Source organism: Arthrobacter sp. B0490, from assembly GCF_002929355.1.
Classification (GTDB): Bacteria; Actinomycetota; Actinomycetes; order Actinomycetales; family Micrococcaceae; genus Arthrobacter_D.
In genome coordinates this window covers 87,296-108,618 of record NZ_PJIR01000006.1, presented here as the reverse complement: position 1 = coordinate 108,618, position 21,323 = coordinate 87,296, and the positions used below count along the sequence as shown (strand labels likewise).

General features: G+C 70.7%; 18 protein-coding genes. 14 read left to right on the top strand and 4 right to left on the bottom strand.

What is annotated here, in order from left to right; all coding sequences use genetic code 11:
* Nucleotides 1–101: 101 nt before the first annotated feature.
* The 7 genes from CXQ97_RS11300 (at nt 102) to CXQ97_RS11270 (ending at nt 9,056) form a co-directional block, all read left to right on the top strand.
* On the top strand, nt 102–2,942 hold the full coding sequence (locus CXQ97_RS11300; protein WP_104180965.1) for an aconitate hydratase: 2,841 nt from the start codon (nt 102–104) through the stop codon (nt 2,940–2,942).
* Nucleotides 2,943–3,002: 60 nt separating this feature from the next.
* Nucleotides 3,003–3,713: a GntR family transcriptional regulator gene (locus CXQ97_RS11295; protein ID WP_258062501.1), complete on the top strand. Its 711-nt coding sequence runs from the start codon at nt 3,003–3,005 to the stop codon at nt 3,711–3,713.
* A gap of 2 nt (nt 3,714–3,715) precedes the next feature.
* Entirely contained in the window at nt 3,716–4,756 is a 1,041-nt protein-coding gene (locus CXQ97_RS11290) for a nucleoside hydrolase (RefSeq protein ID WP_104180964.1), read from the top strand.
* 223 nt (nt 4,757–4,979) lie between these two features.
* Nucleotides 4,980–5,831: a glycosyl transferase family 9 gene (locus CXQ97_RS11285; protein ID WP_104180963.1), complete on the top strand. Its 852-nt coding sequence runs from the start codon at nt 4,980–4,982 to the stop codon at nt 5,829–5,831.
* A gap of 3 nt (nt 5,832–5,834) precedes the next feature.
* Complete coding sequence (locus CXQ97_RS11280; protein ID WP_104180962.1) at nt 5,835–6,584, top strand: energy-coupling factor transporter transmembrane component T; 750 nt, start codon at nt 5,835–5,837, stop codon at nt 6,582–6,584.
* Nucleotides 6,581–8,122, top strand: coding sequence for an ABC transporter ATP-binding protein (locus tag CXQ97_RS11275; protein WP_104180961.1), 1,542 nt, complete (start codon nt 6,581–6,583; stop codon nt 8,120–8,122). Before CXQ97_RS11280 ends, CXQ97_RS11275 begins: the two co-directional genes overlap by 4 nt.
* 70 nt (nt 8,123–8,192) lie before the next feature.
* Nucleotides 8,193–9,056: an alpha/beta fold hydrolase gene (locus CXQ97_RS11270; protein ID WP_104180960.1), complete on the top strand. Its 864-nt coding sequence runs from the start codon at nt 8,193–8,195 to the stop codon at nt 9,054–9,056.
* A gap of 16 nt (nt 9,057–9,072) precedes the next feature.
* Here the strand turns inward: CXQ97_RS11270 and CXQ97_RS11265 are convergent, their stop codons facing one another.
* The gene (locus tag CXQ97_RS11265) at nt 9,073–12,366 is read right to left on the bottom strand and encodes an SNF2-related protein (RefSeq protein WP_104180959.1); all 3,294 of its coding nucleotides are present in this window, start codon (nt 12,364–12,366) and stop codon (nt 9,073–9,075) included.
* 156 nt (nt 12,367–12,522) lie between these two features.
* Here CXQ97_RS11265 and CXQ97_RS11260 point away from each other — a divergent pair, with 156 nt between their 5' ends.
* Nucleotides 12,523–13,824, top strand: a complete 1,302-nt coding sequence (locus CXQ97_RS11260; protein ID WP_104180958.1) for a sodium:proton antiporter — start codon at nt 12,523–12,525, stop codon at nt 13,822–13,824.
* A 58-nt stretch (nt 13,825–13,882) separates the two neighbouring features.
* Here the strand turns inward: CXQ97_RS11260 and CXQ97_RS11255 are convergent, their stop codons facing one another.
* Together CXQ97_RS11255 and CXQ97_RS20350 are read right to left on the bottom strand one after the other, a co-directional pair.
* A complete protein-coding gene (locus tag CXQ97_RS11255; protein WP_306739889.1) occupies nt 13,883–15,052 on the bottom strand; it encodes a benzoate/H(+) symporter BenE family transporter in 1,170 nt (389 codons plus the stop codon).
* Between the two features lie 59 nt (nt 15,053–15,111).
* On the bottom strand, nt 15,112–15,273 hold the full coding sequence (locus tag CXQ97_RS20350) for a hypothetical protein (protein WP_258062499.1): 162 nt from the start codon (nt 15,271–15,273) through the stop codon (nt 15,112–15,114).
* 154 nt (nt 15,274–15,427) lie between these two features.
* On the opposite strand from CXQ97_RS20350, the gene CXQ97_RS11250 reads away from it, so the two are divergent.
* The 6 genes from CXQ97_RS11250 (at nt 15,428) to CXQ97_RS11225 (ending at nt 20,118) form a co-directional block, all read left to right on the top strand.
* On the top strand, nt 15,428–16,417 hold the full coding sequence (locus tag CXQ97_RS11250; protein WP_104180956.1) for an LLM class flavin-dependent oxidoreductase: 990 nt from the start codon (nt 15,428–15,430) through the stop codon (nt 16,415–16,417).
* Between the two features lie 208 nt (nt 16,418–16,625).
* On the top strand, nt 16,626–16,829 hold the full coding sequence (locus tag CXQ97_RS11245) for a cold-shock protein (protein ID WP_026533290.1): 204 nt from the start codon (nt 16,626–16,628) through the stop codon (nt 16,827–16,829).
* Between the two features lie 172 nt (nt 16,830–17,001).
* Nucleotides 17,002–17,460: a DUF3817 domain-containing protein gene (locus CXQ97_RS11240; RefSeq protein ID WP_104180955.1), complete on the top strand. Its 459-nt coding sequence runs from the start codon at nt 17,002–17,004 to the stop codon at nt 17,458–17,460.
* 5 nt (nt 17,461–17,465) lie between these two features.
* Nucleotides 17,466–17,819, top strand: coding sequence for a 2-polyprenylphenol hydroxylase (locus CXQ97_RS11235; RefSeq protein WP_104180954.1), 354 nt, complete (start codon nt 17,466–17,468; stop codon nt 17,817–17,819).
* Nucleotides 17,812–18,075, top strand: a complete 264-nt coding sequence (locus tag CXQ97_RS11230; RefSeq protein WP_104180953.1) for a DUF3253 domain-containing protein — start codon at nt 17,812–17,814, stop codon at nt 18,073–18,075. The genes CXQ97_RS11235 and CXQ97_RS11230 overlap by 8 nt, the downstream gene beginning before the upstream one ends.
* Nucleotides 18,076–18,240: 165 nt before the next feature.
* Entirely contained in the window at nt 18,241–20,118 is a 1,878-nt protein-coding gene (locus CXQ97_RS11225; protein ID WP_104180952.1) for a glycoside hydrolase family 2 protein, read from the top strand.
* Between the two features lie 135 nt (nt 20,119–20,253).
* Here CXQ97_RS11225 and CXQ97_RS11220 read toward each other — a convergent pair whose 3' ends face one another.
* Nucleotides 20,254–21,282 carry an isopenicillin N synthase family oxygenase gene (locus CXQ97_RS11220; protein ID WP_104180951.1) on the bottom strand — a complete coding sequence of 343 codons (1,029 nt, stop codon included), beginning with the start codon at nt 21,280–21,282 and terminating at the stop codon, nt 20,254–20,256.
* Nucleotides 21,283–21,323 lie beyond the last annotated feature (41 nt).

The following is a 21,323-nucleotide window of genomic DNA, read 5'->3' as shown; positions in this document are numbered from 1 at the left end:
ACAGGGAGATCCCCCGACACGGTGTACCACTGTATACAGTGCCGCGGGTCGTGGAATAGGATGGGACTATTCCACGAATCTCTCTGAAGGGAGCCAACGTCATGACGACTGCGGACTCATTCGGCGCGAAGGGCGTACTCGATGTCGCCGGCGCTGAATACGAAATTTTCAGGCTCAGTGCGGTCGAAGGCTCCGAGAACCTTCCGTTCAGTCTCAAGGTCCTCCTGGAGAACCTGCTCCGCACCGAGGACGGTGCGAACATCACGGCGGACCATGTCCGCGCCCTGGCAGGGTGGGACGCGGCAGCGGAGCCGGACACCGAGATCCAGTTCACCCCCGCCCGCGTGATCATGCAGGACTTCACCGGTGTGCCCTGCATCGTCGACCTCGCCACGATGCGCGAGGCCGTCGTCGACCTCGGTGGCGACCCCAAGCGCGTCAACCCCCTCGCACCCGCCGAGATGGTCATCGACCACTCCGTGCAGATCGATGCCTTCGGCAACGCCGGCGCGCTCGAGCGCAACATGGAGATCGAGTACCAGCGCAACGGCGAGCGCTACCAGTTCCTGCGCTGGGGCCAGACCGCGTTCGACGACTTCAAGGTCGTCCCGCCGGGCATGGGCATCGTGCACCAGGTCAACCTCGAGTACCTCGCCCGCACGATCATGACCCGCGAGGTGGGCGGTGTCCTCCGTGCCTACCCCGACACGTGCGTCGGCACCGACTCGCACACCACCATGGTCAACGGTCTCGGCGTCCTCGGCTGGGGCGTCGGCGGCATCGAGGCCGAGGCGGCCATGCTGGGCCAGCCCGTCTCGATGCTCATCCCGCGCGTCGTCGGCTTCAAGCTCACCGGTGAGATCCCCGCCGGTGCCACCGCCACCGACGTCGTCCTCACGATCACGCAGCTACTGCGCCAGCACGGCGTCGTCGGCAAGTTCGTGGAGTTCTACGGCGAGGGCGTCGCCTCCGTGCCGCTGGCCAACCGCGCCACCATCGGCAACATGAGCCCCGAGTTCGGTTCCACCGCCGCGATGTTCCCGATCGACGACGTCACGCTCGACTACCTGCGACTCACGGGCCGTCCGGCCGAGAACGTGGCGCTCGTCGAGGCGTACGCCAAGGAGCAGGGCCTCTGGCACGACCCCTCCCGCGAGATCAGCTTCTCCGAGTACCTGGAACTGGACCTGTCCACCGTCGTGTCCTCGATCGCAGGACCGAAGCGCCCCCAGGACCGCGTGGAGCTCAGCAAGTCCAAGAGCCAGTTCCGCGAGGACCTGCGCAACTACTCCGACGACCCCGACCTCGACTTCGCACCCGGCGGCACCGTCGACGAGTCGTCGCAGGAGAGCTTCCCGGCCTCGGACTCGCCCTCCTTCACCCCGGGCACGACGTCGTCGGTCACCGAGGAGAACACGAAGCCGCGCGAGACGGTCGGTGCCGGAGCCCCGGACTCGCGTCCCTCGAAGAAGGTCAGCGTCAGCATGAAGGACGGCCGCGAGTTCGAGCTCGACCACGGCGCCGTCAGCATCGCGTCGATCACGTCCTGCACCAACACGTCCAACCCGTCCGTGATGCTCGCCGCCGCCGTGCTGGCGCGCAACGCCGTCGAGAAGGGCCTCGTGTCCAAGCCGTGGGTCAAGACCTCCGTGGCCCCGGGCTCCAAGGTCGTCACCGACTACTACGAGAAGTCCGGCCTCATCCCGTACCTGGAGAAGCTCGGCTTCTTCACGGTCGGCTACGGCTGCGCGACGTGCATCGGCAACTCCGGTCCGCTGGAGGACGAGATCTCGCAGGCCATCCAGGACAACGACCTCGCGGTCACCGCGGTCCTGTCCGGCAACCGCAACTTCGAGGGTCGCATCAACCCCGACGTGAAGATGAACTACCTGGCCTCGCCGCCTCTGGTGGTCGCCTACGCACTGGCCGGCACGATGGACTTCGACTTCGACAGCGAGCCCCTCGGCCAGGACGAGGCGGGCACCGACGTCTTCCTGAAGGACATCTGGCCTAACCCCGTCGAGGTCCAGCAGGTCATCGACTCCTCGATCGACGAGGGCATGTTCACCTCGAGCTACGCCACGATCTTCGAGGGCGACGAGCGCTGGAAGTCCCTGCCGACGCCCGCGGGCGACACGTTCGCCTGGGACCCGGAATCCACGTACGTGCGGAAGCCCCCGTACTTCGAGGGCATGCAGCGCGAGGCGAGCCCCGTGGAGGACATCGACGGCGCACGCGTCCTGCTGAAGCTGGGCGATTCGGTCACCACCGACCACATCTCGCCCGCGGGATCGTTCAAGTCGGACACGCCGGCCGGGCGCTACCTCACCGAGAAGGGCGTGCAGCGGAAGGACTTCAACTCCTACGGCTCACGCCGTGGCAACCACGAGGTCATGATCCGCGGCACGTTCGCGAACATCCGCATCAAGAACCAGCTGCTCGACGGCGTCGAGGGCGGGTTCACGCGGGACTTCTCCCAGCCGGACGCGCCGCAGGCCGCCGTGTACGACGCCGCCGAGAACTACCGCGCCGCGGGTACCCCGCTGGTGGTCCTCGCCGGCAAGGAGTACGGCTCGGGCTCGTCGCGTGACTGGGCCGCCAAGGGCACGGCGCTGCTGGGCGTCAAGGCCGTCGTCGCCGAGAGCTACGAGCGCATCCACCGCTCGAACCTCATCGGCATGGGCGTGCTGCCGCTGCAGTACCCCGCGGGCCAGAACGCGGAATCCCTCGGGCTCACGGGCACGGAGACGTTCGCGGTCAGCGGCGTCACCGAGCTCAACGAGGGCCGCACGCCCCGTACGGTGAAGGTCAGCGCCACCCCGGCCGACGGCGGATCGCCGATCGAGTTCGATGCCGTCCTGCGCATCGACACGCCGGGTGAGGCGGACTACTACCGCAACGGCGGCATCCTGCAGTACGTGCTGCGCCAGCTCGCGAGCTAGCGCCCACCCTCCGGTTCCGGGCCGGGAGGCCTCCCTCCCGGCCCGGTCCGTCCGCAGGGCATGGACCCTGACCATCCGAACCACGAGACCTCCGAGGAGGGCGCCATGGCCGAGTCCGCGGAGCTGTCGGCGCGCGTGGACGGCGATGCGATCTTCCGTGTCCTCCGCAGCGAGATCCTCGCCGGGGTGCACCCGCCCGGAACGGCTCTGCGGGAAGTGGTCATCTCGGAGCGGTTCGGGGTGTCACGGACCCCCGTGCGCGAGGCGCTCAGCCGCCTGCAGCACGAGCGCCTCCTCGAACGGGCTGCCCGCGGCCTCCAGGTGCCGCAGATCGACCCGCAGGAGGTCATCCAGATCTACGACCTGCGCGTCATGCTCGAGGAGGAAGCTGCCGGTCAGGCGGCCCTCAACCGCGGAACAGCCGACATCATGCGCCTCGAGGCGCTGCTGGACCGCGACCGCGCCGTCGTCGACCCCGACGACACCACGAAGGTCACCAACAACCTCGAATTCCACACCTCCCTGTGGGCCTCGGCGCGGAATCCCATTCTCATGGACCTGCTGCAGAGACTCTCCACCCACCTCATCCACACGCCGCGCTCCACCCTGTCCGTCGGGACCCGGTGGCAGGAGGTGCTCCTCGAGCACGAGGCCCTGATCAGCGCCATCACGGAGCGGCGCAGTGACGACGCCCGCGCCATCGCCCGCGCGCACATGGAGACGGCCCGCACCATCCGCCTGCAGTTGCTCCGCACCACAGCGGCCGACTGACCGTGGCATCCGAGGGCGGCCGGCACCGCCTCCTGCTCGACGTCGACACCGGCATCGACGACGCCGTCGCCCTCCTCTACCTGCTCGCGACGCCGGGCGTCGGGCTGGAGGGGATCACCTGTACGGCCGGCAACGTCGGGGCCCGGCAGGTCGCGGCGAACAACCTGGCCCTGCTCGAGCTGTGCGGCCACGCCGGCATCGAGGTGGCGATCGGCAGCGAGGTGCCGCTCGAGGTACCCCTCGTCACCACCGAGGAGACGCACGGCGACCAGGGCATCGGCTATGCCGTCCTGCCCCCGCCGCGCGGGCGTGTCTCCGGTCGGCACGCCGTCGACGTCTGGCTCGAGGCCGTGCGGTGCCATCCCGGGCAGATCACGGGAGTGGTCACGGGCCCGCTCACGAACCTGGCCTTGGCGCTGCGCGCGGAACCCGACCTGCCGATGCTCCTGAAGGGCCTCGTCATCATGGGTGGGGCGTTCCACCACCCCGGGAACACGACGCCGGTGGCCGAGTGGAACGTGCACGTGGACCCGCATGCCGCCAAGGAGGTGTTCGCCGCGTACGAGGGGTTGCCGTTCGAGAAGCTGCCCGTGGTGTGCGCGCTCGAGACCACGGAGCGGATCGAGTGCACGCCCGCCCATGTCGACGCCGTCGCGCGTGCCGCGGGTGCCGGGCCGGAGCTGCTCTCGCCCGGCGACCCGCCCGGGACCCGCAGCCGCAGCGACAACGCCGTCGTGGCCTGCCTGTCGGACGCGCTCCGCTTCTACATGGAGTTCCACCGCCTGTACGACCAGGGCTACATCGCCCACCTCCACGACCTGTTCGCGGTCATGGTCGCGACGGGGGAGGCGGGCTTCGAGGAGCGGCTCGCCACCGTCGACGTCGAGACGGAGTCACCGCTCACCGTCGGGCAGACGGTCGCCGACGTCGCGGGCATGTGGAAGCGTGCGCCGAATGCCCGGATCGTCACGGGCAACGACCCGGCGGCGGTGTTCGACCTGATGGTCCGCCGCCTGTCCGACCTCGCGAGGATGCACGGCTGACGTCGGACGGCGTGCCGTCGGGCAGTCCTGCCGAGGTGCTTCCCGTGCGGTCCCCGGCATGCACCCGGCTCGGGTGTCCAGACCCGTGGGGGCGTTGCCCCGGGTCTGGACACCCGCCGCGGCGGCACTGACCCCCGGTACACTGGAACCTGCCCGCATCGCTGCGCGGCCGGCGCCGAGGTGACATGAGGTGCGTCCCACTCGATCGCGCCCTAGGACTATCGTGAGCTCCCTGACCCTCGCACCCACCGCCCGGCAGCGGCCCCGCCGCCTGCTCATCGGCCTCGGCGGGGCCCTCATCGCCGCCACCTACCTGTTCCTCGTGACCGTGCAGCCCGTGGAGATCGCCGGCGGGGTGGGCAGTGCCGCGTCCCTCGTCACGCTCTTCGGGTTCCTCGGCGGAGGCGCCCTGCTCGTCGGCGGGATCCTGCCGATGCTCAGCACGAGCTCGCTGGTCGTGATGCCGCTCGGCATCGCCCTCAACATCGCGATCGGTCAGATCGCCGGATCGCTCGGCATGCAGATCTACCTCGACGCCATCGGGACAGTCCTGGTCGCCGTCCTCGCCGGCCCCGCCGCGGGAGCAGCGACCGGTGCGCTCAGCAACGCCATCTGGGGCCTCTTCAACCCGTTCGCGCTGCCCTTCGCCGCCGGCGCCGCACTGATCGGACTGCTCGCGGGCCTCGCCGCGAGGTACGGGGCCTTCCGGCGCGTGTACCTCGCACCCGCCGCGGGCCTCGTCGTCGGCGCGGTGGGCGGGCTCGTCGCCGCCCCGGTGGCGGTCTTCATGTTCGGTGCGGCGGGAACGTTCGGCACCAACGCGATCATCGCGGTCTTCCGGTCGATGGGGGACAAGCTGCTGGTGGCAGCCACGAAGCAGGGACTGCTGTCGGACTCGCTGGACAAGATCGTGGTCTTCGTCATCGTGGCGCTGATCGTGTACGCGCTGCCGCCCCGCGCCGTCCGCCAGTTCCCCTTCGCACGGACCCACCGGGTGCTCGGACAGCGCACCGCCTCCGAGCCCGCCGGGGGCCCCGCGGCGACCGTCCGCGGGGACGGCGCCGGCATCGCCTGAACCATGCCGCGCCGCAGGATCTACGACCCGCTGACCGAACTGCTCGCCGCGGTCCTGCTGGTGGTGCTCGTCCTCGTGGTGAACCGCTGGGAGTTCTCCCTCGCGGTGCTCGTCCTCGGCGTCCTCCCGGCCGTGCTGCTGTCCGGCAGGCCCCGGCAGATCGGCCTCGCGATCGCCCTGGTCACCGGGCCGCTGCTGGTCTCGTCGCTCCTGCTCCACGGCCTGTTCTTCCCCGAGGGCCGCACGGTGCTGGCCGACCTCGGCATCGCCCGCGTGACCGCCGAGGGCCTCTCCTTCGCCGCCCTCATGGGCCTGCGGATGGGCGTCTTCTCGGGAGTGCTGCTGACGGCCGCGATGACGCTGGACGTCCCCGAACTGCTCGCCTCGATGACGCACCGCGGCTGGAACCGGAAGCTCGTCTTCGTCGTGGGCTCCGCCGTCGGGCTGATACCCCACGTCGCGCTGCGGGGGCAGCGAATCACCCGTGCGCAGCAGGCGCGCGGCCTCGTCGTCGGGCGTGGTCCGCTCTCGCGGTTCCGCGCCCTGCTCACCGTCCTGACGCCGCTGGTCATCGGGCTGCTCGTGGACGCCTCCGAGCGTAACCGCATGCTCGAGGCGCGGGGGTTCTCGTCGCCCGGGGTCCGGACGAGCTACCTGCCGGACACCGACTCGCCCCGGCAGCGTCTGGTGCGCCGCTGCATGGTGGCCGCGGTGGCCGTCTTCTCCACCGTCTGGCTCGTGGCGTCACCATGATCACGCTCGAGAGCGGATCGTTCGCGTACGACGACGGCCCCACGCTCCTCCCGGACGTCACCCTGGCGGTCGGTCCCGGGGAGTACGTGATCGTCGCCGGCGCGTCCGGCTCGGGCAAGACGACGCTCGCCAGGCTCCTGGCCGGCCAGACCGGGGGCGACGCCGGGTCCTCCTTCCGTGGCGCCATCACGCTCGACGGCGAGACCGTGCGGTTCGACGGCGCGTCCACCGACCCCCGGATCGACGCCGCCGCCTGGAGCGCGAGGGTGGCCTACGTGGCGCAGGGGGGCTGGGGCCAGCTGTCCATGATGTCCGCGACGGTCGGGGAGGAGATCGCGTTCGGTCCGGCCAACCGCGGCGTGCCCGCCGGTGAGCTGCGGCGGCTCGTCACGGAGGTGGCCGCCGCCCTCCGGCTGACGGACCTGCTGCACCGCGATCCGCGACGGCTCTCCGGCGGCCAGCTGCAGCGCACGGTGATCGCCTCGGCCGTGGTCCAGCGGCCGAGGGTCCTCGTCCTCGACGAGCCGTTCCAGGGTCTCGACGACGACGCCGCGCAGGACGTCGCGGCAGCCCTGGCCGGCCTGCGCCGGGACGGAACCGGCGTCGTCGTGTGTGAACCGATGCTGCCGCGGACGGCCCCGCAGGGCGCGCGCGTCCTCGCGCTCGCCGAGGGGCGCCGCGTGTTCGACGGTCCGCTGGTCGAGGCGCGCCGGGCAGGCCTTCCGCGGTACGGCATCGGCACCGCGGGGGATCCGCCGCGTCCCGAGCAGGGAGCAGGACCGGCGCCGGTGGACCCCTCGGCTCCCGAGCTCGTCGCGGTGGCGCGCGTGAGCTTCCGCCACGCACACGACGGCGGTGGCCCGGCAGGGGACGCCCCCGACGGGCACGCTCCCGACGGCGGCCGTGCGGGCGGAGCAGGGCTGTCCGGCGTCGACCTGTCCGTCCGTGCCGGGGAGATCGTGGCCGTTCGCGGACCCAACGGGTCCGGCAAGTCGACACTGCTGCAGCACCTCAACGGCCTTCACCGGGCGGACGCCGGGGCCGTCACCGTGGGAGGCCTCCCGATCCTCCGCCAGCCGACGGGCACGCTCGCCGCCACGGTGGGCTACCTGTTCCAGGACACCGACCAGCAGCTCTTCGAACGCACGGTCCTGCGCGAGGTGGCCTATGGTCCGCGCGCCGCCGGACTGGCGAAGGACGACGCCGCCCGACGTGCCGTGGAGGTCCTCGAGGCGATGGGGCTCGGCTCCCTCGCCCGGTCCCATCCGTACGAGCTGGGCTTCGTCCAGCGGAGGCTCGTCGCGGTGGCGTGCCTCCTCGCCACGGGACCTCCCGTGTGGGTGCTCGACGAACCCACGGCCGGCCTGGACGGGCCGACCCGCTCGATGCTCGCCGGGTTGCTGGTTCAGCGCGCCGGGGAAGGCGGTGCCGTGGTCCTGGCGACGCACGACGCCTCCTTCGCCGACGCGGTGGCACACCGCACCGTCTGGCTGGAAGCAGGCAGGGTCCGGACGGGCGACGCCGCGCCGGGGGCCTGACCGGCCCGACGCCGCGTCGGGCGGCCGACCGGCCTCCCCCGTCGCGGCTCCAGCCCCTAGGGTGGGACGCATGGACGTATTGCGGGAGCGGCACAGGACCATCCGTTCGGAGGGCGCCGACCTCGCCGTGTTCGAGTACGGCCTCGACCCCGGACCGGACGTGCCGACCGTCGTCCTCGTGCACGGGTATCCCGACGACCACCGCGTCTTCCTCCCCGTGCTCCGGGAGCTCGCGCCGACCCACCACCTCGTGGCCTTCGACACGCGGAACGCCGGCCGCTCACGCCCCCTCGACGGCGCGGGCTTCACCCTCGCGGAACTCGTGGACGACATCTTCGCCGTCGTCACCGCGGTCGGCGCCGGCGGGCCCGGCGGTGTGCGCCTCCTGGGCCACGACTGGGGATCGATCCAGGGCTGGGCGGCGGTCCAGGACGAGCGCTCCGACGGCGCGATCTCCGACTACACCAGCATCTCGGGGCCGGACCTGCGCCACTTCGCGCGCTGGCTGCGGAGCCGCTTCCAGGCCCGCCGGCTCGTGCTCCAGGGCGTCGGACAGGTGCTGCGCAGCTCGTACGTCGGGGTCCTCCGGCTGCCGGTCCTCCCGGAACTGCTCTGGCGGTACGGCATGACGCGCCGCTACGAGCTGACGGCGCGGCGCAATGTCGGCGCGGACCCGGTGCGCGGCCTCGCCCTGTACCGGACCAACATGTCCCCGGACGCCCGGCCACCCCGACGGCGGCGGGTCACCCTGCCCGTGCACGTCATCGTGCCCCTCAAGGACCCGTTCCTCTCCCCGCACCTCGTCGACGGACTGGAGGACTGGGTGGAGGACCTGACCGTGACGAGCGTTCCCGGCGGGCACTGGTGGATCGCCCGGCAGCCCCGGGCCTTCGCCGCACTGCTGGATCCGGCGCTGCGGACGAGCGACGCCTGACCGCGCCCGCCCCCGGCTAGGTCTCCAGCAGGCCCCGGATGTCCTCCGCCGTGAGCGCGGAACTGAACACGGCGTCGTCGTCCATGACCGACGTGAACAGCTTGGCCTTCTGCTCCTTCAGCTTCATGACCTTCTCCTCGATGGTGCCCCTGGACACCATCCGGTAGACCATGACGTTCTTCGTCTGCCCGATGCGGTGGGTGCGGTCCACGGCCTGCGCCTCGGACGCCGGGTTCCACCACGGGTCCAGCAGGAAGCAGTAGTCCGCCTCGGTCAGGTTGAGGCCGAAGCCTCCGGCCTTGAGGCTGATGAGGAAGACCGGGGCCTTCCCGTCCTTGAACGAGTCGATCACGTCGCCGCGGCTGCGCGTCGAGCCGTCGAGGTAGGCGTACTCGATGCCGCGCGCGTCGAGCTGCTCGGCCGCCTTCTTGAGGTAGGACGTGAACTGGCTGAAGACGAGCGCCCTGTGACCCTCGGCGATGATGCCGTCGAGGTTCTCGAAGAGCACCTCGAGCTTGGCGGAGGGCACACCCTCGTGTTCCGGGTCCACGAGGGAGGCGTCGAGGCTGAGCATGCGCAGCAACGTCAGCGACCGGAAGACGATCATCCGGTTGCGGTTCATGTCCTCGATCAGCCCGAGGAGCTTCTGCCGCTCCCGCTGCAGGTACGTCTCGTAGATGTGCCGGTGCTCCGGGTGGAGTTCGACCTCGAGGACCTGCTCCTGCTTGGGCGGGAGGTCCGAGGCCACGGCCTCCTTGGTGCGGCGCATCATCAGCGGACGGATGCGTTTCCGCAGGCGGACGAGCGGCCGGTTGTCACCGATCTTCTCGATGGGGGTCCGGTAGTCCTCCGTGAACTTCCTCGCCGAGGGGAAGAGCCCGGGCGCCACGATGTTGAACATCGACCACAGCTCCATGAGATTGTTCTCCATGGGCGTGCCGGTGATCGCCAGCTTGAACGGAGCGTCGAAGTCCTTGGCCGCCTGGTGCACCTTCGAGGCGCGGTTCTTGACGAACTGCGCCTCGTCGAGCACGAGACCCGCCCACGGGAGGTCCTGGTAGGCGGCGAAGTCCAGCCGGAAGAGGGTGTAGGACGTGATGACGATGTCAGCGCCCCGCACCTGCTCGCGGACGGGCACACCGGAGGCACCCTGCGTGTCGCCGATCGCGACGACGTTCAGGCCCGGGGCGAAGCGGCGCGCCTCGTTGGACCAGTTGGGCACCACGGAGGTGGGGGCGACGACGAGGAACGGAGCCTCGAGGCCGGCACTCTCCTTCGCGTAGGTCATCAGGGCCAGGGCCTGCAGGGTCTTGCCGAGGCCCATGTCGTCGGCGAGGACACCGCCGAGCCGGTGCCGCCAGAGGAACGCCAGCCAGCTGAACCCGGCCGCCTGGTAGGGGCGCATCTCCGCGACGAGACCGGAGGGGACGGGGGTCGCCTCGACGTCCTCGAGCTCGAGGAGTCCGCTGACGGCGTCGCGCCACGACTGCGCCTGCTCGGTCTCCTCCGCGAGGTCCTCGAAGTCCGCCCACAGCCCCGCCTGGTAGCGGCTGATCTGCAGGCCGGATTCGGGGTCCCATTCGCTGAGGGACCGCGCCTCCTCGATGAGCTCGCGCAGCTGGTCGAAGACGGGCTGCTCGAGCGACAGGTAGGTGTTGTCGACGAGCTTCAGCTTCTTCCGGCCCTGGGCGAGTGCCCGGAAGATCGAGTCGAAGGGGATGGTGCGGCCGCTGACGGTCACCATGACGCCGAGGTCGAACCAGTCCCGGTTGTCCGTCTCCACCGTGCTGATGCGCAGCGTCGGGGTCTCCGTCAGCTCGCGGTAGTCGGGCTTCTCGCCGACGACGTCGACGTCCACGCCGTCGAGCTCCATGAGCCTCGGCAGGACGTCCTCCGCGAACTCCACGGCCTGCATGTCCTCGAGCTTCAGGGCCTTGATCGGGACGGCTCCGAGCACACCGCGGGCGACCGAGGCCAGCGCGTCCTCGGCGTCGGCGTCACGGTAGCCGTCGTCGCTGCCGGGGCCGCCCCTGCGGAACGGCCGGCGCTGCACGGCCTCGCCGAGCGGGTAGTCGAAGTGCCAGTCGAGGGACACGGAGCCGTCGGCGCCGTACGCGGTGGTCAGCACGAGGACCGGTGGCTGGATCTCGGGCAGCTCCACGCTGCCGTCGCTGCTGTCCACCTCGATGGACTGCCGCAGCTTCGGGTAGTACTCCTGCAGGAACAGTGACCTCTCGTCCTCGGGGACGACGACGGCCCGGCCACGCTGCAGCAGCTCGATGTCCTTCGGCGTGAGTTTCCGCGCGGTGGGAGCGAGCGTGACGGTGTCGTCGGGGGCGACGGTGTAGAGGCCGTGGGTGCTGATGACGTGGGCGGTGTCGGAGGGGTGTGGCTGCCCGTCGATGTCGAGGGCCGGACGCAGCTGGAGCGAGCCGTCGTCGGTCTCGGTCGCGTCGAGTTTCAGGGTCGCCTGGTCGGCGAGCTCGATCGTGACCGACTTCTTGGACCCCACGAACGCGATGCCGAGGCGCTGCGCCTCGTCCAGCAGCTGCCACAGCAGCGGATTGCTGAAGTCGTCGAGGTACAGCCAGGAGTCGTTGTTGCCGAAGTAGTTGACCCCGGTCCCGCGGTGCAGTGCGGGGAACTGCGAGAACCAGCGGTGCTGCTCCGGGTCGAGCTTCAACCCGTAGGTCTGGTAGCTGATGCTGCCCCAGGAGAGGTTGTTCTTGATCCACTTGCCCTTGCCGTTCTGGCTGACCGGGCGCACGCCGAGGCGGGTGTTGAGCGTGCGCTGGCCCTGGCGCTCGGCCGCGGACCCCCACCGCTGGACGGCGACCTCGGGGGTCCGCAGTTCGAACTGCAGCCCGAGGGGCGTCAGGGGGGACACCACGTGCGGGGCCTCGTCGGTCCCGAGGAGGTCCAGCAGGGACGCCTGCCAGCCCTCCGGCGCCGACGGTCGCGGGGCCGGCCGGGCACCGAGCTCGCGTTCGTGCTTCGCCAGCAGGCTCTCGGTGTTGCTCTGCAGCGCGGTCGCCGCGACGTGCTTGCAGTCCGCACCCACGGGGCAGCTGCAGAAGTTCTCGAGGGGGCGGAAGCGGCCGTCGCCCTTCAGCCCGAGGCGGAGCTTGGTCCTGTAGTCGGAGGGCGCGCTCCCGCGCACCCGACCGGTCAGGAGCTTCGCGTCCGCGTCCCACGCGATGGAGCTGACGGCGCCGTCCTTGGCGTAGGTCTGCCCGCGTTGGAACGCAGCTCCTCCCACGATCCTGATGATGTCGGTGACATCGACCATGGGGTGACTGGAAATGGGCATAATTCCATGCTCTCACGCGGCGGCGACGCTCTCCTGCCACAGCGCGGCCCATTCTCCTACGGCTGACTCCTCTCCGCCGTCGGACCCTACCCCTCCCGTGCCTGCCCTACTGTTGGAAAGGGTACTGATGATCGGCAGGGACGGAAGAGGGCGCGCGTGTTCGAAGCAGCAAGCATCACCTATGCGGCGGCAGGGCTCGCCGTGTTCGCCGCCGCGCTCCTCCCACGGCTGCTGATGCGCGCCCCCGTCTCCATGCCCATGGTGTTCCTGGCCGCCGGGATCCTGGTGTTCAGCTTCTCCCCGGACCTTCCCGACCCGGATCCCGTGCAGTACAGCGACGTCACGATCCACCTCAGCGAGGTCTGCGTCATCGTCTCGCTCATGGGAGCGGGCCTCGCCCTGGACCGCAGGGTCGGCTGGCGCCGGTGGTCCACGACCTGGCGGCTGCTCGGCATCGCGATGCCGCTGTGCATCCTCGTGCTGACCCTGATGGGGATGTGGCTCCTCGGGCTCGGCCTGGCCTCGGCGCTGCTGATCGCCGCCGCACTGGCACCGACCGACCCCGTCCTGGCATCCGAGGTGCAGGTGGGGGAGCCGTCCGAATCGGAGGAGGACCTCGAGGCCGAGGACGAGGTGCGCTTCGGCCTGACCTCGGAGGCCGGCCTCAACGACGGCCTCGCGTTCCCCTTCGTGTACCTGGCGATCCTCATCAGCACCGTCGGCGCAGCCCCCTCCGCCTGGTTCCCGGAGTGGATCCTGCTCGACGTCCTGTGGCGCATCATCATCGGCTGCGCCTTCGGCGTCGGGATGGGCATGCTGCTGGGCCGCGTCTTCTTCCGGGCGCCCATCAAGAGCGTCCGCCTGGCCAACCACTCCGAGGGGTTCGTCGCGCTCGCGGCCACGTTCCTGACCTACGGCGTGACCGAGGCCGTGGAGGGCTACGGCTTCATCGCCGTGTTCGTCTGCGCCGTCACCATCCGCGCCGGCGAGCAGACCCACGGCTACCACGGCGTGCTCCACAGCTACATCGAGCAGCTCGAGCGCCTCCTGACCGTCGTCGTGCTCGTCCTGCTGGGTGGCGCCGTGGCCCGTGGCCTGTTCGACGGGCTGCGCCCCGTGGAAGTGGGCGTCGCCGTCGCCTTCATCCTCCTGGTCCGCCCGGTATCGGCCTGGCTGAGCCTCTCCCGCGGCAAGACCGGCCCCCGCGAGCGGGGTGTCCTGGCCTTCTTCGGTGTGCGCGGCATCGGATCGATCTACTACCTCGCCTACGCGCTGTCGAAGGGCGAGTTCACGGCCGACGAGTCGGCGCTGTGGCGCATCGGCGGCCTCGTCATCGTCCTCTCGATCGTGGTGCACGGGATCACGGCCGCGCCGGTCATCAACGCACTGGACCGCGCCCGCCAGCGCAAGGCGCGTTCCCAGGGCGACGAGGCGCAGGCGCCCACGACGCCCGTCTAGACCCGACGGGCCCCGGTCGGCACGAAGCACGATCGGCCGGGGATCGGGCGCGTCGGGATCATGCGCCTCGGGGCCGCGCAGCCGGCCGCTCGAGGACGGCCCGGACCAGCAGCCCGCCGACGAGCGCCCAGAAGGCCCCGCCGATGCCGAGGACGGACAGGCCCGACGCCGCCAGGAGGAACGTCACGGCCCCGCTCATGCGGCCCCGCGCGTCGCTGAAGGACGCCGTCACCGCCGTGGCCATGGTGCCGATCAGGGCGAGCCCGGCGACCGCCTCCACGAGCCCCGCCGGCGCCGCACTCACCACGACGACGAGGGCCCCCGACGCCCCGGCCAGCACCAGGTAGGAGACCCCCGCCGTGAGGGCGGCGATCCAGCGCCGGTCCCTGTCCTCGCCGGCACCCTCACCGGCCGACAGGGCGGCCGACAGGGCCGCGAGATTGACGGTATGGCCCCCGAACGGGGCGACGGCGGCCGTGCCGAGCCCCGTCACCGCCAGCGCCGGCCGCCAGGGCGCGGTGTAGCCGAAGGACGACAGGACGGCGACGCCGGGCAGGTTCTGCGACGCCATGGTCACCACGTAGAGCGGCAGGGCGATCCCGACGACGGCGGCGGGATCGAGCGCCGGGACGGTGAACGCGACGGACGGAGCGAGGGACGACGCATCGATCGCCGTCCCGTCGGCGGCGAGACGCGCCCCGATCACGGCCAGGGCCGTCACGAGGGCGAGCGGCACAGCCCACTTGGGTGCGAGCGCGGAGGCGGCCAGCCACACCAGGATGACCGGGAGGACCAGGAGCGGGATCGTGCCGAGCGACCGGAAGGGCGCGAGGCAGAGCGGCAGCAGCACGCCGGCGAGCATGGCCTGTGCGAGGTGCTGGGGGATCCGCGCCACGAGGCGGCCGAGCCACGGCACGGCGCCGGTCAGGACGATCAGGAGGCCCGTCACGAGGAACGCCCCCACCGCGGCCGGCCACCCGCCGGCGGGCACTGCCGCACCGGCGAGCAGGGCGGCACCGGGGGTGGACCAGGACAGCGTGACCGGGATGCGGTAGCGGAGCGCCAGCAGCACGATCCCGAGCCCGACGACGGCCGTCAGGGCCAGCAGGCCCGAGGCGGCCTGCTCGGGTGTCGCCCCGGTGGCCCGCAGTCCCGCGAGGACCACGGCGAACGACGACGTGAACCCGACGAGCGCCGTGACGACGCCCGCGAGGACGGGTTCGTGCAGACCGGGTTCGTGCAGACCGGGTGCGTGCTGGCCGGGTGCGTGCCGGCCGGAATGCCGGCTCAGGCGCCGCGGCCCTGCTCGAGGCGCCGCTGCACGGCCTCGAGCTCGTCGCTGAGGGTCTGCAGGCGGGCCGTGTTCCGCTCGACGGCGAGCTGCCGGACGAGGACGTCCTGGCGTTCGCGGAGTTCGGCTTCGGAGGTGGGCAGGTCGCTGTTCGGCATGCGCCCAGTCTGTCAGAGCGCGGCTCCGGCGTGAGCCGTGCCACGGCCGGATCCCTTCCCGGCGGTGCGGGAAATAGATGCGCCCGGGCAACCGTTCTTCCAGAAGACCCATGGCACACCCCGCCGTGGTGCTCAAGAACCGGAAGGTGCACCCATGTCCGTCCCCCTGTCCATCCTGGATCTCGCGCAGGTCGCCGAGGGCTCGACGCCGGCCGGAACGTTCGCGTCCAGCGTGGCGCTCGCCCAGCACGCGGAGAGGTGGGGCTACCGGCGCATCTGGTACGCCGAGCACCACAACATGGGCAGCATCGCCTCCTCGGCCACGAGCGTGCTCATCGCCCACGTCGCCGCGCACACCTCCACGATCCGGCTCGGCTCCGGCGGCGTCATGCTGCCCAACCACTCGCCGCTGACCATCGCCGAGCAGTTCGGCACCCTCGAGAGCCTGCACCCCGGGCGGATCGACCTCGGCCTCGGGCGCGCCCCGGGCAGCGACCAGACCACGGCCCGGGCCCTGCGCCGCGACCCCATGTCGGCCGACAGCTTCCCCCAGGACGTCCTGGAACTGCAGGGCTACCTGACCGGCGAGACGCGCGTCCCCGGTGTCCAGGCCACGCCCGGCAAGGGCACCAACGTGCCGCTGTACATCCTCGGGTCGTCGCTCTTCGGGGCCCGGCTCGCCGCCGCCCTCGGTCTGCCGTTCGCCTTCGCCTCCCACTTCGCCCCCCAGGCCCTGCAGGACGCAGCCGCGATCTACCGCCGCGAGTTCAAGCCCTCGGCCCAGTCCGAGACGCCGCACTTCATCGCCGGGGTCAACGTCATCGCCTCCGACACGGCGAACGAGGCGCACCACGAGTTCCACGAGGCGATGTTGCGCCGCGTGACGCTGCTCCTCGGGCGCGGCCAGACCTTCACGCGGGAGGAGTCCGAGGCGATCCTCGCGTCCCCCGGCGGCCAGCAGATGGCCGACATGGCGCGCTACAGCGCCGTGGGGACGCCCGACGTCGTCCAGGACTACCTCGAGCGCTTCGGTGCCCAGATCGGCGCCGACGAGCTCATCGTCGCGACCCAGGCCGGCACCACCGAGGCGTGGCTCAGGTCCTTCGAACTGCTCGCCGGAGCCATGCTGCCGGTGGCTGCCTGAGGGTCACGGAAAAAGATCGTTGGTCTTCCTGCTTGCCTTTACCCTCCGGTGTTTGATTTAGTGGTCTCAGTTGTAGTGTTGCGCATTTGTATTTCGCACGGCCTGGCCCTTGCGGGGTAGGCCGCGTCTCTGAAAGAGCGGACCAGCACGCCGCGACTGGGGCATTCCGAAAGTCGGAGTGCGTCTGATTTTCAGAAGGATGAAAAAAATGGCAACAGGTACCGTGAAGTGGTTCAACGCTGAAAAGGGCTTTGGATTCATTGCTCCCGACGACGGAAGCGCAGACGTGTTCGCACACTTCTCCGCCATCAATGCAAGCGGCTACCGCTCGCTCGATGAGAACCAGAAGGTCAGCTTCGACACCGAGCAGGGCCCCAAGGGCCCTCAGGCGTCGAACATCCAGCCCCTCTAGGGCTCGGATCTTCTACTAGATCTTCTGTGGGGAAGCAGGTCGGACTTCGGTCCGGCCTGCTTCTTCTTTAACGCCCGAGCCCTGTGGGCGGGCCCAGGGCCCGGGCCACCCGGCACGGGGACCGCTGCGACCGATGGGAGAATGGACGCAACCGACCGACCAGGAGCCCTCCATGAACCCCCGCACGCTCTTCCGCACCGTCGCCGTGGCCGAGGCGGTGACCTGGGCCTTCCTGCTGCTCGGTATGTTCCTCAAGTACGTCACCCGGACCACCGAGGCCCTCGTGCCGCCCGCGGGTGCCGTGCACGGGTTCGTGTTCCTCTGCTTCGTCGTGACCCTCGTGTTCGTCTGGATCAACCAGCGCTGGTCGGTGCTCACGGGGCTGCTGGGACTGGCCTCGGCGGTCGTCCCGTTCGCGACGGTCCCGTACGAGCGGTGGATCGAGCGGCGCGGACAGCTCGCCGGAGCCTGGCGGCTCGCTCCGGGGGCCGAGGCGCCCGGGAACCCCGTGGAGCGGGTGCAGGCGTGGGTGCTGCGGAGTCCGCTCGTCGCCCTGCTCGTCGCGGTGGCCGGGATCTCCGTGGTCTTCTCCGTGCTGCTGCTCGTCGGCCCTCCCGGATCCTCGAGCTGACGCCGATGGTCGACCCGGCGAACACCACCGACGACGAGCGGTTCTTCCTCCACAGCGGGCGCCGCTGGCGGAAGACCGACCCGTCGCTGCCAGACGACGTCAAGGCGCGCCTCATGTCCCACCTCGGGCGCGGCCGCTCGGGAGTGCGCAACAGCGCCAAGGGTGACGACGGCGCAGCACTGCCGCGTGCGCGGCGTACCGTCCAGCTGGCCAAGGAGGGTCTCGGTGAACGGGGGACGCCCTGGTGGGAGCAGTCCGCAGCCGAGCGGACGGCGCGCTGGACTGCTGCGCTGGACGAGCTGGACGCGATGCACCCGAAACCGGACCGCACGGCGGGGAAGTCCTCCGGCGATGGCTGAGCAGGCAGGCGAGGACGGGCTCCGCGCCGAGATCCTCCGCATCGCGGAGCTACGGGGCGCCGACAAGACGCTGTGTCCGTCGGACGCCGCCCGCAGCATCGGCGGGGACACCTGGCGGGACCTCATGCCGGCGGCGCGGCGCATCGCGTTCGAGCTGGCCGGTGAGGGGCGGGTCGACGTGACGCAGCACGGGGACCGCGTGGAGCCCGGCGTCCGCGGTCCCATCCGCATCCGCTGGATCAGCGGCCCCGGATAGACCGGCGGGAAGGCAGAACGACGGCGCCTCCTGGAGGAGACGCCGTCGTCCGTTCTTGTGCGGGACGAGGAAGCCGAGCGCTACTGGCCGCCGAGCCCCGAGGTGGCGAAGCCCTTCACGATCTGGCTTCACTGGTTGGGACACGTTTTCGATCCAGGAGTTCCGATGCCGCACAGCGACCCCGCCGTCACCTCGTCCACGGTGCCCAAGCCGGAACACCCCCGGCCCCAGTTCGTCCGGACCGACTGGCTGAACCTCAACGGGACCTGGCAGTTCGAGATCGACGCCGGCGACTCCGGCCTCGAGCGCGGCGTCGCCACGCGGAACCTGGACCTCGAGATCCTCGTGCCCTTCGCGCCCGAGAGCCGCCTGTCCGGCATCGAGCACGTCGACTTCATGGAGGCCGTCTGGTACCGACGCACCGTGACCATCCCGGCCGCGTGGGCGGGCCGGAAGGCGCTGCTGCACTTCGGCGCCGTGGACCACGACGCGACGGTGTGGGTGAACGGCGTCGAGGTGGCCCGCCACCGGGGCGGCTTCACCCCGTTCACCGCCGACCTGGCAGGCGTGGCCGGTCCCGGGGAGGAGGCGGTCATCGTCGTCCGCGCGCGGGATTCCCGGCACGACCTGCAGGCCCGCGGCAAGCAGGCCACCTGGTACGACAACACGCACTGCCAGTACACCCGCACCACCGGCATCTGGCAGACCGTCTGGCTCGAGGCGGTCCCCGAGGTGAGCATCCGGCGGCTCCAGATGGCACCCAACCTGGCCGCGCGCAGCATCCGCCTCACCGTCCCCGTGACCAACAACCGCCCCGGCCAGTCCGTCCGGGCGACCCTCGCCGACGCCGCGGGGACCGTCGTCGTCGCGGGCGTCGCCGCGGACCTCGACCTGGCGCCCGAGCTGCAGCTCGTCATCCCCGAGGACCGCTTCGTGCCCTGGTCGATCGGCACGCCGCACCTCTACGACCTCACGGTCGAACTGCTCGACGCCGACGGCGTGGCCGTGGACACCGTGCTCAGCTACGCCGCGGTGCGCGCGGTGGCCCTCGACGGCAGGAAGGTGCTCATCAACGGCGAAGTGGTCTTCCAGAAGCTCGTCCTGGACCAGGGCTACTGGGAGGACTCCCTCATGACGGCCCCGGACGAGGCCGCGCTGCTGAAGGACATCGCACTGTCCATGGAGGCGGGTTTCAACGGCGCCCGCCTGCACGAGAAGGTCTTCGAGGAGCGGTTCCTCTACCACGCGGACCGCCTCGGCTACCTCGTCTGGGGCGAGTTCGGCGACTGGGGCGTCTCCGGCGCAGGCACCGTGGGCCACAACCAGGCGCCGACGGCCAGCTTCATCACGCAGTGGCTCGAGGCTCTGCAGCGCGACTTCAACCACCCGTCGATCATCGGCTGGTGCCCCCTGAACGAGACGCACCAGAAGCTGCACGACCGCATCACGGTGCTCGACGACGTCACCCAGGGGATGTTCCTCGCGACCAAGCTCGCCGACCCGACCCGGCCCGTCATCGACGCCAGCGGCTATTCGCACCGCGTCGCCACCACGGACATCTACGACTCGCACTCCTACGAGCAGGACCCGGCGGCCTTCGCGCTGGAGCAGGGCGGTCTCGCGCAGGGCAGGCCGTACCTGAACCGGAACCACGACGACGAGGACTACTCGGTGCCCTACAACGGCCAGCCCTTCTTCATCTCCGAGTTCGGCGGCATCTGGTGGAACGCCGAGGAGGCCGCTGCGGCCGTCTCGGGCGACGACGAATCCGAGTCCTGGGGCTACGGCCAGCGCGTCGCCAACGAGGAGGACCTCTACCACCGCTTCGAAGGGCTCTGCGCGGTGCTGCTCGACAACCCCGACATGTTCGGCTACTGCTACACGCAGCTGACGGACACGTTCCAGGAGAAGAACGGCATCTACAACTTCGACCGTTCCACCAAGCTCGACGTCCCCCGGATCCGGGCGATCCAGGACCGGGTCGCGGCCATCGAGCTCGCGGCGCTGACGGCGGACGCCTGGCAGCGCCCCGACGATACGTAGTGGCAGACGACGACGGCGGCACCCCGGTGGGTGCCGCCGTCGCCCGTCGGGGCTGCAGCGCCGGTGTTCCGCTCTGTCGTGACGGCGCATCGCTCCACCGCGCCGACCGCTTCCCGCCCGGAGGCGGGCCCGGGCCTATCTCCGGGCGAGTTCCGGGTAGTGGATCTCGGTGACGTCAGGATGCGCGCGCAGGCGGCCCTTGAGCATGTTCGAGCCGTAGGAGGACAGCATGGGGTTCTCGGGGTCGTCCGAGAGCCCGCGGGCGACGGCCTTCAGGTCCTGGGCGAGCGGCACCGGCTCGATCACGGCGTCGAGGCGAGGGGACCAGAAGAACGGGATGGCGTAGCGGTCCACGCCGGGTGCGGGTGCCGTGACGCGGTGGATGGTCGCTGCGAGGTAGCCCTCGGTCGCGACCTCGAGCATCTCGCCCAGGTTGACCACGAGCGCTCCGGGGATCGGCGTGACCGGTACCCATTCGCTCGCGCTGTGCGGCAGGACCTCGAGGCCGCCCACCTCGTCCTGCAGCAGGAGGGTCACGAAGCCGTAGTCGGCGTGCGCGCCGACGCCCTGCGATCCGGCACCCTCGACGACGCCGCCCACGTAGTGCACCAGCTTGGCCATCCACGCCGGGGTGCCCTCGAAGGGCTCGGCGAAATAGTCCTCGGGCAGGCGGAGGGCGACGGCGATGGCGGAGAGCAGTTCTGCGCCCACCGTGGACATCAGCCCGGCCCAGGCCATGGCCTGCTCCTCGAGCGCGGGCAGGGTCTCACGCGGCCACAGGTTGGGTCCCTGGAGCAGCCAGTAGGGCTCGTCGGCCGGGTAGTCGGTCAGGGCCTCGCGTTCGGGGGAGAAGTCGATCTGCTCGCGGGCGTCGGGGCGGCCGCGCGTGACCTCCGTGCCGAGGCCGGCATAGCCGCGGAAATGGGGGCTGGTGCGGTTGTGGAGCTTCAGCCGCTCCTCGAGCGGGAGGTCGAAGAAGCGCCGCGTGACGGAGAACAGGTCCTCCACCTGGGTGGGGGCTGCGCCGTAGTTGATGATGTGGAAGAAGCCGACGGTGTGGGCGGCTTCGCGCAGTTCGTCGATGAACGCGGGGTTGAAGGATCCATCGGCGGAACGTGCGGTGCTGAGGTCAAGGGTGGGGATCGATCCCGGAGAGTGCTGCATGCGCAGGACGTTACGCCCGTTGAAAAGGCCCGTTCGCCTTT